The organism is Pseudomonas putida (assembly GCA_041071465.1).
Lineage (GTDB): Bacteria > Pseudomonadota > Gammaproteobacteria > Pseudomonadales > Pseudomonadaceae > Aquipseudomonas > Aquipseudomonas putida_P.
Genome location: CP163498.1, coordinates 3,032,476 through 3,047,192 on the forward strand (window position 1 = coordinate 3,032,476; position 14,717 = coordinate 3,047,192).

The 14,717-nt window shown below is 60.9% G+C and carries 13 protein-coding genes, 1 tRNA gene and 2 pseudogenes; 6 read left to right on the forward strand and 10 right to left on the reverse strand.

Going from position 1 to position 14,717, the window contains the following annotated elements; genetic code table 11:
• Positions 1-4: 4 nt before the first annotated feature.
• The 10 genes and pseudogenes from ychF to AB5975_14125 form a co-directional block, all read right to left on the reverse strand.
• Complete coding sequence (gene ychF, locus AB5975_14080) at positions 5-1,105, reverse strand: redox-regulated ATPase YchF (protein XDR22805.1); 1,101 nt, start codon at positions 1,103-1,105, stop codon at positions 5-7.
• Positions 1,106-1,129: 24 nt separating this feature from the next.
• A complete protein-coding gene (gene pth / locus AB5975_14085) occupies positions 1,130-1,714 on the reverse strand; it encodes an aminoacyl-tRNA hydrolase (GenBank protein XDR22806.1) in 585 nt (194 codons plus the stop codon).
• A gap of 79 nt (positions 1,715-1,793) precedes the next feature.
• Positions 1,794-2,387 (reverse strand): 50S ribosomal protein L25/general stress protein Ctc, encoded by a 594-nt coding sequence (locus tag AB5975_14090; protein ID XDR22807.1) that lies wholly within the window; start codon positions 2,385-2,387, stop codon positions 1,794-1,796.
• A 120-nt stretch (positions 2,388-2,507) separates the two neighbouring features.
• Positions 2,508-3,449 carry a ribose-phosphate pyrophosphokinase gene (locus tag AB5975_14095; protein ID XDR22808.1) on the reverse strand — a complete coding sequence of 314 codons (942 nt, stop codon included), beginning with the start codon at positions 3,447-3,449 and terminating at the stop codon, positions 2,508-2,510.
• Between the two features lie 48 nt (positions 3,450-3,497).
• A tRNA-Gln gene (locus AB5975_14100) sits at positions 3,498-3,572 on the reverse strand.
• 20 nt (positions 3,573-3,592) lie between these two features.
• A pseudogene (gene ispE, locus AB5975_14105) lies at positions 3,593-4,452 on the reverse strand (4-(cytidine 5'-diphospho)-2-C-methyl-D-erythritol kinase).
• A 4-nt stretch (positions 4,453-4,456) separates the two neighbouring features.
• The gene (gene lolB, locus AB5975_14110; GenBank protein XDR22809.1) at positions 4,457-5,074 is read right to left on the reverse strand and encodes a lipoprotein insertase outer membrane protein LolB; all 618 of its coding nucleotides are present in this window, start codon (positions 5,072-5,074) and stop codon (positions 4,457-4,459) included.
• Between the two features lie 4 nt (positions 5,075-5,078).
• On the reverse strand, positions 5,079-6,800 hold the full coding sequence (locus AB5975_14115) for a tetratricopeptide repeat protein (GenBank protein XDR22810.1): 1,722 nt from the start codon (positions 6,798-6,800) through the stop codon (positions 5,079-5,081).
• 586 nt (positions 6,801-7,386) lie between these two features.
• Entirely contained in the window at positions 7,387-8,361 is a 975-nt protein-coding gene (locus tag AB5975_14120) for a hypothetical protein (GenBank protein ID XDR22811.1), read from the reverse strand.
• Between the two features lie 10 nt (positions 8,362-8,371).
• Positions 8,372-8,858 (reverse strand): annotated as a pseudogene (locus AB5975_14125) (Hcp family type VI secretion system effector).
• Positions 8,859-9,328: 470 nt separating this feature from the next.
• Here AB5975_14125 and hemA point away from each other — a divergent pair.
• From hemA to AB5975_14155, 6 genes are all read left to right on the forward strand, one after another.
• On the forward strand, positions 9,329-10,606 hold the full coding sequence (gene hemA, locus AB5975_14130; protein XDR22812.1) for a glutamyl-tRNA reductase: 1,278 nt from the start codon (positions 9,329-9,331) through the stop codon (positions 10,604-10,606).
• A complete protein-coding gene (gene prfA / locus AB5975_14135; protein ID XDR22813.1) occupies positions 10,603-11,685 on the forward strand; it encodes a peptide chain release factor 1 in 1,083 nt (360 codons plus the stop codon). Before hemA ends, prfA begins: the two co-directional genes overlap by 4 nt.
• Positions 11,685-12,515, forward strand: coding sequence for a peptide chain release factor N(5)-glutamine methyltransferase (gene prmC / locus AB5975_14140; GenBank protein ID XDR22814.1), 831 nt, complete (start codon positions 11,685-11,687; stop codon positions 12,513-12,515). The genes prfA and prmC overlap by 1 nt, the downstream gene beginning before the upstream one ends.
• Positions 12,509-13,264 (forward strand): molybdopterin-synthase adenylyltransferase MoeB, encoded by a 756-nt coding sequence (locus AB5975_14145; protein ID XDR22815.1) that lies wholly within the window; start codon positions 12,509-12,511, stop codon positions 13,262-13,264. The genes prmC and AB5975_14145 overlap by 7 nt, the downstream gene beginning before the upstream one ends.
• Positions 13,257-14,054, forward strand: coding sequence for a glutamate racemase (gene murI / locus AB5975_14150; GenBank protein ID XDR22816.1), 798 nt, complete (start codon positions 13,257-13,259; stop codon positions 14,052-14,054). Before AB5975_14145 ends, murI begins: the two co-directional genes overlap by 8 nt.
• A 105-nt stretch (positions 14,055-14,159) precedes the next feature.
• On the forward strand, positions 14,160-14,678 hold the full coding sequence (locus tag AB5975_14155; GenBank protein ID XDR22817.1) for an acyloxyacyl hydrolase: 519 nt from the start codon (positions 14,160-14,162) through the stop codon (positions 14,676-14,678).
• Positions 14,679-14,717: the final 39 nt, after the last annotated feature.

The window sequence follows — 14,717 nt, forward strand, 5'->3', positions numbered from 1 at the left end:
CCGCTTAGACGTTGAAGCGGAAGTGCATCACGTCGCCGTCTTTGACGATGTAGTCCTTGCCTTCCAAGCGCCATTTACCGGCTTCCTTGGCACCGCTTTCACCCTTGAACTGGATGAAGTCATCATAGGCCACCACTTCAGCGCGGATGAAGCCTTTTTCGAAGTCGGTGTGGATCACGCCTGCGGCTTGTGGTGCGGTGGCACCTACGCGTACGGTCCAGGCACGTACTTCCTGCACGCCGGCAGTGAAGTAGGTCTGCAGGTTCAGCAGCTCGTAACCGGCGCGGATCACGCGGTTCAGGCCAGGCTCTTCCAGGCCCAGGGCCTCGAGGAACATGTCCTTCTCTTCACCGTCTTCCAGCTCGGCGATTTCTGCCTCGATCTTGTTGCACACCGGCACCACTACCGCGCCTTCTTCCTCGGCGATGGCCTTGACCACGTCCAGGTGCGGGTTGTTGTCGAAGCCGTCTTCGGCCACGTTGGCGATGTACATCACCGGCTTGCTGGTCAGCAGGTGGAAGCCACGAATGACAGCTTTTTCGTCGTCAGCCATGTGCTTCATCAGGCTGCGTGCAGGCTTGCCTTCGGTGAAGTGCGGGATCAGCTTTTCCAGTATTGCCTTCTGCGCCAAGGCTTCCTTGTCGCCGCCTTTGGCGTTGCGGGCTACTTTCTGCAGCTGCTTTTCGCAGCTGTCGAGGTCGGCGAAGATCAGTTCGAGGTCGATGATCTCGATGTCACGCTTGGGGTCGACGCTGTTGGAAACGTGGATCACGTTCTCGTCTTCGAAGCAGCGCACCACGTGGGCAATGGCGTCGGTCTCGCGGATGTTGGCGAGGAACTTGTTGCCCAGGCCTTCGCCTTTCGACGCACCGGCAACCAGGCCGGCGATGTCGACGAATTCCATGGTGGTCGGCAGGATGCGGTTTGGCTTGACGATTTCAGCCAGCGCAGCCAAACGAGCGTCGGGCATAGGCACGATGCCGCTGTTTGGCTCGATGGTGCAGAAAGGGAAGTTCTCCGCCGCGATGCCAGACTTGGTCAGGGCGTTGAACAGGGTGGACTTGCCGACGTTGGGCAGGCCGACGATGCCGCAATTGAAACCCATGGGTATTCCCCTCTCTAAAGGAAATCAGGCCTTCTGGCTGTGCAGCTCGCGCATCGCCTTGGCGAAATCGCCGGCAAGCACGTCCGGCAGCACGCCGAGGGCAAAATCGATGCTGGCGTCGAGCTTCTCCTGCTCGGCGCGCGGCGCGCGGCCCAGGACGAAGTTGGATACCAGTTTGGCGTCACCCGGGTGGCCGATGCCAAGCCGCAGGCGGTGGAAGTCGTTCTGGTTACCGAGCTGCGCGATGATGTCGCGCAGGCCGTTATGCCCACCATGGCCGCCGCCGCGCTTGAGCTTGGCAACGCCTGGGGGCAGGTCGAGTTCGTCGTGTGCCACCAGGATCGCTTCCGGCTTGATGCGGAAGAAATTGGCCAAGGCCGCCACGGACTGACCGCTGCGGTTCATGTAGGTGGTAGGGATCAACAAACGAACGTCGTTGCCCTGATGGCTGAATTTAGCCGTCAGGCCGAAATATTTTTTGTCAGCAGTCAGCGAAACTCGCTGGGCGCTGGCAATGCGTTCAACGAAAAGAGCCCCTGCGTTATGCCGGGTCTGTTCGTATTCGGGGCCGGGGTTACCCAGGCCAACGATCAACTGGATGGCGGTCACGTCAGGGGCTCTTCCTTGGAGTTGGTGGGTTACAGTGCGCGCGGCACTGTAACCCGATCAACGCCGGCGTGCGAGTGGATTACTCGGCAGCGCCTTCTGCTTCTGGAGCAACGCGTGGAGCGTGAACGTTGGCAACAGCTTTGTCATCACCGTGGGCCAGAGCGACGAACTCTACGCCTTTCGGAGCTTTCAGGTCCGACAGGTGGATGATGGTGCCGACTTCGGCGTTGGCCAGGTCAACTTCGATGAACTCAGGCAGGTCTTTGGCTTCGCAGGAAACTTCGATCTCGGAAACAACGTGCGAGATCTCGCCGCCTTTCTTGACCGGGGCTTCTTCACCGATGAAGTGAACCGGAACCTTGGCAGTCAGCTTCTGGCCAGCAACGACGCGAACGAAGTCGGCGTGCATGATGAAGCCTTTGGCTGGGTGGCGCTGCATGGCCTTGACCACGACGTTCTGCTTGGCGCCGTCGACGTTCAGTTCGATAACGTGGCTGTAGGCAGCTTCGTTTTCGAACAGTTTGGCGATTTCCTTGGCCACGATGGTCAGGGATTGGGCTTCTTTATCGCCACCGTAAACAACGGCAGGGATGCTGGCGGCGTGACGCAGGCGGCGGCTCGCACCTTTCCCCAGGTCAGTACGCGCTTGGGCGTTCAGGATGAAGTCAGTCATTTTGTTTCTCCAAAATAGCCTCCCGTATGGCGTTTGCGACCAGCGCCAGACGGGGATGGCAAAAAAGCCCCGCCCCAACACAGGTTGGGGCGGGGCGCTTCACATCAACACGTGTCCCGCTTAGCGGAACATCGCGCTGATCGATTCTTCGTTGCTGATGCGGCGTACCGCTTCAGCGACAACCGGTGCGATATCCAGCTGGCGGATACGGTCACAGGCTTGAGCAGCGGCGGACAGCGGTACGGTGTTGGTCACCACCAGCTCGTCCAGTACCGACTTCTCGATGTTCTCGATCGCGCGGCCCGACAGGACAGGGTGCGTGCAGTAGGCGTAAACCTTGGCAGCGCCGTGCTCTTTCAGGGCTTTGGCCGCGTGGCACAGGGTGCCGGCGGTGTCGACCATGTCGTCTACCAGGATGCAAGTGCGCCCTTCGACGTCGCCGATGATGTGCATAACCTCGGAGTGGTTAGCCTTTTCGCGGCGTTTGTCGATGATACCCAGGTCGACGCCCAGGGACTTGGCGACAGCGCGTGCGCGCACGACACCACCGATGTCCGGGGAGACGATCATCAGGTTCTCGAAACGCTGGTCTTCGATGTCGTCGACCAGTACGGGCGAGCCGTAGATGTTGTCGACGGGGATATCGAAGAAGCCTTGGATCTGGTCAGCGTGCAGGTCGACGGTGAGTACACGGTCGATACCTACGACAGTGAGCATGTCAGCGACGACTTTGGCGCTGATGGCTACACGTGCCGAACGCGGACGGCGGTCCTGGCGGGCATATCCGAAGTAAGGAATCACGGCGGTGATTCGGGAGGCTGAGGAGCGGCGGAAGGCGTCGGCCATCACTACCAGTTCCATCAGATTATCGTTGGTCGGGGCACAGGTCGGCTGAATAATGAAAACGTCTTTACCGCGAACATTTTCATTGATCTCAGTGCTGATCTCGCCGTCGGAGAATTTACCGACAGAGACGTCACCGAGAGGGATATGCAGCTGACGTACGACACGCCGAGCCAGATCGGGGTTAGCGTTCCCCGTAAAGACCATCATCTTGGACACGCGCAGTACCTGAAGGCTGAGGGTATACCTGGATGAGTATAAGGAAAATGGCAGGGGCGGCTGGATTCGAACCAACGCATGGCAGGATCAAAACCTGCTGCCTTACCGCTTGGCGACGCCCCTGTATCTGTTGCTGCGAACGCTTATGCGCTCGACTTCTTGACCAGACTTTGCAGCTTGCGATGCAACATCGAAATATTGCTTCCTTTCGCCACAAACCCTGTTTGGGTCGCTGAAAGAAGGGCCAGAACTTTATCAGCTTCGGCTTTGCTTGGGAAGGCCCCAAACACACAACTTCCAGTGCCGGTTAGCCGAGCCTCAGTGAATTTCCCCAGTGAATTCAACGCATTGCGAACTTCTGGGTAATTCTGCTCTACCACCGGTTGGCAGTCATTTCGACTGTTTCCCTCGGGAACGGGCGCATCTTAAGGGGGAGTGAATCACGTGTCAACTGTGGATGTGAAAAAATTTCTACTGTGCTGACAGACACTTGCGGCACCAGTACGACATACCAGGGCTCGATCGGGTCGACCGGTGTCAGTTGCTCGCCCACACCTTGGGCGAACGCCGCATGGCCGCGTACGAACACCGGCACGTCGGCGCCCAGGCTCAGGCCCAGTGCGGCCAGGCGGTCTTCGTCCCAATCCAGTTGCCACAGGTGGGCGAGGGCCAGCAGGGTGGTGGCGGCATCCGAGCTGCCGCCGCCGATGCCGCCGCCCATGGGCAGCACCTTGGTCAGCCAGATATCGGCACCGAGTGCGGTGCCTGATTGTTCTTGCAGCTTGCGCGCGGCGCGCACGATCAGGTTGCTGTCGTGGGGGACGGCCTCGATCTCGGTGTGCAGGCGGATCACGCCGTCTTCACGCAGGGCGAAGCTCAGTTCGTCGCCGTGGTCGAGGAACTGGAACACCGTTTCCAGCTCGTGGTAACCGTCGGCGCGGCGGCCGATGATGTGCAACCACAGGTTGAGCTTGGCCGGGGCGGGCAGGGTGAGCGTGTGCATAGGGTCAGTGCCCCAGCTGGCGCGGTTGCCAGTCCTTGACCACCAGGGTCACGTCCAGGTCCTTGCCGTGCAGTTTCAGGCGCTCGGGCAGCCAGTAACCGTTTTGTTCGGTGTAGCTCAGGTACTGTACCTGCCAGCCATCCTGATCGAGGCTGGCCAGGCGGCTGTCACCATCCAGGGTCAGCTTGCTCTTGCTGTCGGGGGCAGGCAGGCCGCGCACCCACCAGACCAGGTGCGAGACTGGCAGCTGCCAGCCCAGTTGTTCTTCAAGCAGGGCTTCGGGGCTTGTGGCCTCGTAGCGGCCCTGGTTGGCCACTTCGAGCACCACGCCACCTGGGCGCCCGGTCAGGCGTGCGGCGCCACGGCCCAGCGGGCCGGCCAGGCGAATGTCGTAGTAGTCCTGGCGTTGCAGCCAGAACAGGGTGCCGCTGCCGGAGTCGCGCGGGGCGCGGATGCCGACCTTGCCGTTGATCTGCCAGCCATCGAGGCTGCTCAGCTGTTCTTTATGGGCGCGCCACTGCTGCGGGTCGCCGTGACCCTGCAGGGCTTCTCGGCTACCGAAGCCGGCACAGCCGGCCAGCAGGGCGATAAGGGTGAAGGTGATGCAATGGCGCAGGAACATGGCGTTAAAGAGTCTCGGATCCGGTCAGGCGCAAAATGGTCTTGCGCAGGATGGGGCTGTCGGCCTGGGCTTCGAAGCCCTTCGCCCAGACCTGGCGGGCTTCACGGCGCTTGCCATTGGCCCACAGCACTTCGCCCAGGTGAGCGGCCACTTCGTGGTCGGGGAAGCTGGCAAAGGCCTGGCGCAGGTAGGTTTCCGCTGCGTCGAGGTTGCCCAGGCGGTAGCTGACCCAGCCCAGGCTATCGAGCACTGCCGGGTCGTCCGGGGTCAGCTGGTGGGCTTTGTCGATCAGTGCCTTGGCTTCGGTATAGCGAGTGGTGCGGTCGGCCAGGGTGTAGCCCAGGGCGTTCAGGGCCATGGCGTTTTCTGGCTCGCGGGCGATGATGGCGCGCAGGTCTTTCTCCATTTGCGCCAGGTCGTCGCGCTTTTCGGCCAGCATGGCGCGGGTGTACAGCAGGTTGAGGTCGTCCGGGTAGCGCTGGATGGCTTGCTGCAGCACCTGGCTGGCCTGGGCGTCCTTGTTGTTGTTGCTGTAGCTTTCCGATTCGATCAGGTACAGCTGGATGGCGTAGTCTGGCTGGGCTTCGCGGGCTTCGGCAAGCAGGCGCGAGGCCTCGCTGCTGCGGCCGTTGGCGATCAGGATGTCGGCCTGGCGCAGTTGTGCCGGCAAGTAGTCGGGGCCAGGGCCGACCAGGGCGTACTCACGCAGGGCGCCAGCAGGGTCGTGGCGCTCCTCGCGGATGCGGCCCAGGTTCAGGTGTGCGGCGTCGACGTTGCTCTCACGCTCGATCAATTCCTGCAGGTAGCCTTCGGCTTCATCCCAGTCTTTGTTCTCCAGACACACCAAGGCCAACGAGTAGCGCAGTTCGTCATCATCGGGGTATTGCTGGACCAGGCTGAGGAACTCGCCCTTGGCATCGGCGATGCGGTCCTGTTCGACCAGGGTGCGGGCGTAGGTCAGGCGCAGGCGTTTGTCGTCCGGGTTGTCGCGGATTGCGCCGCGCAGCAGTGGCAGAGCCTCCGGACCACGGTCCAGGGCCTGCAACAGGCGAGCGCGCAGGAGGATCGGGGCAATTTCGCCGTTTTGAGCCGGGTGCGATTCGAGCAGCTCCAGGGCTTCTTCGGCCTTGCCGTCCTGGTTCAGCAACAAGGCCTTGCCGAATACCAGTTGGCCGTTGTCAGGGTATTTCACCAGCAGGCGCTCGAAGCTTTGCAGCAGGCCGTCGCGGGTGCTCTGGTCGGTTTCGGCCGCAGACAGGGCGAGGAAGTCGAAGTGGGTGTCGCCCTGGCCCTGTAGAACCTTTTCCATGTAGGCCATGGAGTCGTCATAGCGGCCAGCGCGGGCCAGTTGGATGGCGGCGGCACGTTGGGCGTCGAGGTTCTGCGGGTCGTTACGGGCCCAGACTAATGCATTGTCCAGCGACGGCTCGTCAGCACCGAGGTATTCGGCAATGCGGTAGGCGCGCTCGGAAACCCCAGGGTCCTGGGTTTTTGCCGCCTGGTCGGTGTAGTTGGCCAGGGCGATGTCGAAGCGGTTGCGCTGGCCGGCCAGCTCGGCTACCAACAGGCTATAGAGTGTGTCCTGCTTGAACGAGCCATACACCACGGGCTTTTCCGCCTCGCCCTTGCCGGCTTCGGCGACGGGAGGCTCGGCTTTTTGCGGGGCCAGGCTCTGGCAGCCCTGGAGCAGGGCGAAGGCAAGCAGCAATGCGTATGGTTTGTTCATAGAAAGGCTTATAGGAGGACTCACCGGCGGTCGGAGCATGATGACACAAGCGCGGGGGCAAACCCACCTGCGAAGGTCGTGGTTTACAGCCTGGGTGGTGCAGGTGTGGGACAACAGGCTAAGGCATGGGTTCGTTGCAGTGCGGCTCGGGCTCAGAATGCCTGTTCCGCGAGAGGGTATGGGGATGTTCGCCTCTTTTGCACTTTGAACTAGCCTCGTTCGAGGTATCTTGTGACGCATTCGAAGATGATTAATGATGACACTGAGAGCATGAGGTGGTACCAGAAAAAGAGGATCAGGCGCTTGGTTCTCTGGGGGAAATTTTTTATGTCAGAGATATCTGCCAGATTACGGCGCAGGTAAAAATTCGGGGTCGACAGCATTCCTGCTATCATGCAAAGTCTCATCGTTTTGCCGAAAACGCCTGCCGTAGAGTACGCTGAGCGGTTTCCTTGTACGAATTTGCAATTTGTCAAAAGCGTCTCGAAGCTTTCAACGTGCCGATATGCGATATAGGTCAGTGCGGAAACACTGAAAAGCAGCGAGATCAGAACAAGAAAAGAGATGATTATCCATAAAGTGCTTGTCATTCACCTGAGACCTCGTACAAAAGTTCTCCGAGCCTTGCTCCCTGTGTTTTGCCGACATCACCTACTAGCATGCCTCCAGTCGCCCCCCCAATGACTGCACACGCGAGTGTGCCGAGGCCTCTTGTAGGAACACCAATCGCTATACAAAGTTGCTCAATAGCATAGCTACCCAGATACGCGCCACCCGCGGCTCCTCCTAGACTTCCGGCTAATGAAGCGCCTTCAATATATGCTGCTTTCCTGCAAGCGTCTTGCCGCCCTAATGTGCATGCCTTCTGAATATCTAATCCAATAGACGCAACCTCTAGCGATATGCCTAAATAGGTACCTTTTTTTATCAGGTTGGCAGCCTTGCCCACTCCGGCAACCTTATCCGCATACCCTGCAATTTCTCCTGTATGCAAATAGCTTTTCGTGGAGATGCCAAGGGTTCTTTTAATCGACCCTTGGTTTCGCAGGCTCGTACCGAACGCGGCCATTTTGCTCAACTGCTCATCCAGCCTCCCAAATAGCGCCGCTCGCTTGGCATAGAACTGATCGCGCGCTTTGAACGTCCCAGAACTCATGTGCTCCTGATACAGTTTCTCAATTTCCAGCAACGTGTCTTGAGTGGCCTTCAGGTATCTGCTCCACCCATCGCTGACCACGCCTGCACCCATGGATGCATGGGCGAGCAGGCTCTTCAGCAACTCGAAGTTCTCAAGAAAGAACTCGTCGGCACCTTGCCCGCTGCGCATTAGCCCCATGTGCGTAGCGGCAGCCTTTGCCATCAGATACGCCTCCTGGCTAGTACATGAAGGCGTGGACCAGTCACCGACAATGACCAGTTCGCCGCTTCTGACCACACTGTTGTAAATGTGTGAGTTCAGTACATCGAACTTGCTGGCCGAATGCCCGCTCAGGGCAAGGCCAGCCTTGAGTGTGTGGTAGTTCTGCATTTTGGGGTTGATGAACGCGCGAGCTTCGGTCATGGCAATTTCCTCACGCGTATTTCTTGTTGCCGATCCGGTCCCAACCGCCGGCAATATTGCCGCCGCCCGAACCGTCGATACGCTTCTGTAAGGTGTAGGTGGTCTTGATCCTTCCGTAATCGAGGCGAACTACCTCGACAGGCACGCCATCGGCAGCACTCTGTGTGTAGTCTGCAATGATCACTTCTTCGAGAATAATCTCGTAATACTTGAGCTTGTCGCCGCCCGCGCGGCACAGTGCGAGTTTGACCTCCTTGAGATGCTGCCCTGCGCAGCTGGCCTCCATGAGCTTGCAACTGGCGCTGTCGAGAAACTTGGTAAAAGTGAAGTGGCTCACCTCGGCGCGCCCGAAGTGGCGCCCCTGCCGAGCTGGCAGTGGCGGAAGTGCTTTGGCTTACACCGAAGTCATAACCGGTGACTTCAATCCATTTGCTGTGCTTTTCATCCAGAGCTTCGCCCGCGATGTCGTCGATTTTTATATAAGCGTCAAATGCCATGCTTATCTCTCCTTGGCAATCATTTTCAGGGGTGATGCTGATGGGGAACTTGACCCGGTCAGTGATTGGCAAGGCTAGGCACGGATATTGGGCAAGGCAATAGAGGGGGGCTGACTTTAGGAAATGGACTACAAGGTTGTGGATAACTTTGCCAAGGGTGTATCGCTAAGTTTAATTAATAGGTGTTTTTTGTAGGAAATTTGTCACATTACCAGCGCGCAGGTCGAGGAGCGCGGCGCGGGGGGGGGACCGGAGATAATCGCTTTGCCTGCCCTGGCCTCTTCGCGGGCAAGCCCGCTCCTACAGGATTCGTGCTTGCATCGGCTGCGGCGCTCTGCCGAGAGGGCTGTGGACAGAGCTGCCTTGGGGCCCGGTCGGCCAGGGCTATCACGACAATAGCGAACGGTGGTTGTCCTAAAACCTGCGAAAGAGGACAATTATCGGCTTCCCGTCACAACCAGCGACCTTGCATGGCCTTTCTTGCACTTGGTATCAACCATAAGACTGCCTCGGTAGACGTACGCGAGCGCGTGGCGTTTACCCCAGAGCAGCTGGTAGACGCCCTGCAGCAGCTCTGCCGACTGACATCCAGCCGCGAAGCGGCGATCCTGTCGACCTGCAACCGCAGCGAGCTTTATATAGAGCAGGACCACCTGTCCGCCGACGCCGTGCTGCAATGGCTGGCCGACTATCACCGCCTCAGCCTCGACGAGCTGCGTGCCAGTGCCTACGTGCACGAAGAGCACGATGCCGTGAAGCACATGATGCGCGTGGCCTCGGGGCTGGACTCGCTGGTACTCGGCGAACCACAGATCCTCGGCCAGATGAAGTCCGCCTACGCCGTGGCCCGCGAAGCCGGTACCGTCGGGCCGTTGCTCGGTCGCCTGTTCCAGGCCACCTTCAGTGCCGCCAAGCAGGTGCGTACCGACACCGCCATCGGCGAAAACCCGGTGTCGGTGGCGTTTGCCGCGGTCAGCCTGGCCAAGCAGATCTTCGCCGACCTGGGCCGTAGCCAGGCCTTGCTGATCGGCGCCGGCGAAACCATCACCCTGGTCGCCCGCCACTTGCACGAGCAGGGCGTACGCCGAATCGTGGTGGCCAACCGTACCCTGGAGCGAGCCAGCATCCTGGCCGAACAGTTCGGCGCGCATGCGGTGCTGCTGGCAGACATCCCCCAGGAACTGGCCAACAGCGACATCGTCATCAGCTCCACCGCCAGCCAGCTGCCGATCCTGGGCAAGGGCGCGGTCGAAAGCGCACTGAAACAGCGCCGGCACAAGCCCATCTTCATGGTCGACATCGCCGTACCACGCGACATCGAAACCGAAGTAGGCGAGTTGGACGATGTCTACCTGTACACCGTCGACGACCTGCACGACGTGGTGGCGGAAAACCTCAAGAGCCGCCAGGGCGCAGCCCAGGCCGCCGAAGAGCTGGTTACCGTTGGGGCAGAGGACTTCATGCTGCGCCTGCGTGAACTGGCGGCGGTGGATGTACTCAAGGCCTACCGGCAGCAAAGCGAGCGCCTTCGCGACGAAGAACTGCAAAAGGCCCAGCGCCTGCTGGCCAACGGCGGCAACCCCGAAGACGTGCTGGCCCAATTGGCCCGGGGCCTGACCAACAAACTCCTGCATGCCCCCAGCGTGCAGTTGAAAAAGCTCTCGGCCGAGGGGCGCGTCGATGCGCTGGCCATGGCCCAGGAACTCTTTGCCCTCAACGAGGGCTCGACGGACAAATCCCCGCAATGAAAGCGTCGCTGCTGAACAAACTGGATATTCTCCAGGACCGCTTCGAAGAACTCACCGCACTGCTCGGTGATGCCGAGGTCATTTCCGACCAGACGCGCTTTCGCGCGTATTCCCGCGAATACGCCGAAGTCGAGCCGGTCTACGCTGCTTATAAAGAGTGGTGCAAAGTCCAGGGCGACCTTGAGGGTGCCCAGGCGCTGCTCAAGGACAGTGACCCGGACCTGCGTGAAATGGCCGTGGAAGAAGTGCGTGAAGCCAAGGAACAACTGCTGACGCTGGAGTCGCAGCTGCAGCGTATGCTGCTGCCCAAGGACCCCAACGACGGCCGCAACGTGTTCCTCGAAATCCGCGCCGGTACCGGTGGCGACGAGGCGGCAATCTTCTCCGGCGACCTGTTCCGCATGTATTCGCGCTACGCCGAGAAACGCGGCTGGCGGCTGGAGATCTTGTCCGAAAACGAAGGCGAGCACGGCGGCTACAAGGAAATCATCGCCCGCGTCGAGGGTGAGAACGTCTACGGCAAACTCAAGTTCGAGTCCGGCGCACACCGCGTCCAGCGTGTGCCCGAGACTGAATCCCAAGGCCGTGTCCATACCTCCGCGTGCACGGTCGCGGTGCTGCCCGAGCCGGACGAGCAGGCAGCCATCGAAATCAACCCGGCCGACCTGCGCGTGGACACTTACCGTGCCTCCGGTGCTGGCGGCCAGCACGTCAACAAGACCGACTCGGCGATCCGTATTACCCACTTGCCCACCGGTATCGTGGTCGAGTGCCAGGAAGAGCGCTCGCAGCACAAGAACCGCGCCCGCGCCATGTCCTGGCTGTCGGCCAAGCTGAACGACATGCAGACCAGCGCCGCGCAGAACGCTATTGCCAGTGAGCGCAAGCTACTGGTGGGCTCCGGTGACCGTTCCGAACGCATCCGCACCTACAATTATCCACAGGGCAGGGTGACCGATCACCGCATCAACCTGACCTTGTATTCCCTGGACGACATCCTCAGCGGTGGCGTAGAGGCGGTGATCGAACCGCTGCTGGCCGAATATCAGGCCGATCAACTGGCCGCCCTGGGGGACTGATGACTATCATCGCCAGCCTGCTGCGCAACGCGCAGTTGCCCGAATCGCCTTCTGAGCGGTTGGATGCCGAACTGCTGCTGGCTGCTGCCATCGGCAAGTCGCGCAGTTACCTGCACACCTGGCCTGAGCGTATCGTCAGCAGTGAAGATGCCGAGACCTATGCCGGCTACCTGCAGCGCCGTCGTGGCGGTGAGCCTGTGGCCTATATCCTTGGGCAGCAGGGCTTCTGGAAGATCGACCTGGAAGTGGCGCCGCATACCCTTATCCCGCGGCCCGATACCGAGCTGCTGGTCGAGACGGCCCTTGAACTGCAACCCGCTGCGCCAGCCAAGGTGCTGGACCTGGGGACCGGTACCGGTGCCATCGCGCTGGCGCTGGCCAGCGACCGCCCGGCCTGGCAGGTCACGGCGGTGGACCGGGTGGAGGAGGCTGCAGCCCTGGCCGAGCGCAACCGCCTGCGCCTGGGGCTGGACAACGCGCAGGTGCGGATAAGCCATTGGTTCGACAGTCTGGCCGGCGAGCGTTTTGACCTGATTGTCAGCAACCCGCCCTACATCGCTGCCGAAGACCCGCACCTGGTGGCCGGGGATGTGCGCTTTGAGCCCAGCAGCGCGCTGGTGGCCGGTGCCGATGGCCTGGACGACCTGCGCGTGATCGCCGCGCAAGCCCCCGCGCACCTTTTGCCGGGAGGCTGGCTGCTGCTGGAGCACGGCTACGATCAGGCCGCTGCAGTACGTGCCTTGCTGGCTGAACAAGGCTTTGTCGAGGTGGCCAGCCGCACGGACCTGGGCGGCCATGAACGCATTACCTTGGGGCGCTTGCCATGCTGACTGATCAGGAATTGCTGCGTTATAGCCGCCAGGTATTGCTGGCTCAGATCGACATCGACGGCCAGCTGCGGCTTAAGAAGAGCAAGGCGCTGATCGTAGGGCTCGGTGGCCTGGGCTCCCCGGTTGCCCTGTACCTGGCCGCCGCGGGGGTGGGGGAGCTGCACCTGGCGGACTTCGACACCGTCGACCTGACCAACCTGCAGCGTCAGGTGATCCATGACAGTGCCAGCGTCGGCATGACCAAGGTCGATTCGGCCTTGCAGCGCCTGCAGGCGATCAACCCGGAAATCGCCCTGGTCGCTCACCGTCAGGCCCTGGACGAGGATTCGCTTGCGGCCGCCGTGGCGGCGGTCGACCTGGTGCTGGACTGCTCCGACAACTTCTCTACCCGTGAGGCGGTCAATGCGGCCTGTGTCGCCGCCGGCAAGCCGTTGGTCAGCGGGGCGGCAATCCGCCTGGAAGGGCAACTGTCGGTGTTCGACCCACGCCGTGACTACAGCCCTTGCTACCACTGCTTGTACGGGCACGGCAGCGAAGCCGAACTGACCTGCAGCGAAGCCGGTGTCATCGGCCCGCTGGTGGGGCTGGTGGGTAGCCTGCAGGCGTTGGAGGCCATGAAGCTGCTGGCCGGCTTCGGCGAGCCGCTGGTCGGCCGCCTGCTGTTGATCGATGCACTCGGCACCCGTATCCGCGAGCTGCGCGTCAAGCGCGATCCGGCTTGTGCTGTCTGTGGCAAGCGCGATGGCTGAGCGCTCGGCGCCGGTCGGCGTGATGGACTCGGGGGTCGGCGGCTTGTCGGTGCTCGCCGAGATCCAGCGCCTGCTGCCCAACGAGACGCTGCTGTATGTGGCCGATTGCGGCCATGTGCCTTACGGCGAGAAGTCGCCGGATTATATCCGCCAGCGCTGCCGACACATTGCCGGGTTCTTCCATGAGCAAGGCGCCAAGGCCATGGTGCTGGCCTGCAATACCGCCACCGTGGCGGCGGTAGCAGACCTGCGCGAGTTGTACCCAACCTGGCCTTTGGTGGGCATGGAACCGGCCGTGAAGCCTGCTGCGGCTGCTACCCGTTCGGGCGTGGTCGGTGTACTGGCAACCACTGGTACCTTGCAGAGTGCCAAGTTCGCAGCCTTGCTCGACCGCTTCGCCAATGATGTGCAGGTGATTACCCAGCCTTGCCCGGGGCTGGTCGAATTGATCGAGACCGGTGACCTGACCAGCCCGGTGTTGCGCCAGATGCTGTGGGGGTACGTGCAGCCACTGCTGGCTGCAGGTTGCGATACGCTGATCCTCGGCTGCACCCATTACCCTTTCCTTCGCCCGTTGCTGGCCGGCATGGTGCCGGCGGATGTGGCTGTCATCGATACGGGCGCTGCCGTAGCACGCCAACTGCAGCGGCTGCTGGGGGCAAATGATCTGCTGGCCGAAGGCCCGGCCGGCGATACCCGCTTCTGGACCAGCGCTGATCCAGAAATCCTAAGAAAAATCCTACCTGTGCTGTGGCATAAGTGCGGCGATGTGCAAAGCTTTGCGTTGTGAAAAAAAACGTGAAAAACAGCTGAACTATCGTTCCACTGCCGCTTTCTACCGCTTTGCCTGACATGAGGCGGACTAATAACAGCATCAGGAAGAAGGATGTTTCTCATGAAGAAACTGCTGGGCTTGGCGGCGGCTGCCGCTTTTACCTTGGGGCAAGTGGTATCGGCGCAAGCAGCCGATGTGTCGTTCTCGGTGGGGCAGACCGGTGACTCGACCATGGTCTACCGTCTGGGGCTGCAATCGAATTGGGATGCCAGCTGGTGGCAGACCAGTGTCGGCCGCCTGACCGGCTACTGGGATGGGGCCTACACCTACTGGGATGGCGACAAAACCGCGAGCAACCATAGCCTGTCGTTCGCGCCAGTGTTCGTCTACGAATTTGCCGGGGAGTCGGTGAAACCCTATATCGAAGCGGGGATCGGCGTGGCGGCGTTCTCCAGCACCGAGCTGGAAAGCAATGAGCTAGGCTCGGCCTTCCAGTTCGAGGACCGCATTGGTTTTGGTCTGCGCTTTGCCGGCGGGCATGAGATCGGAGTGCGGGCGATTCACTATTCCAACGCGGGAATCAAGCAGCCCAACGATGGCGTAGAGAGCTACAGCCTGCATTACCGCATGGCGCTTTGAATTCGCCTGCACCGGCCCTTTCGCGGGCTTACCCGCGAA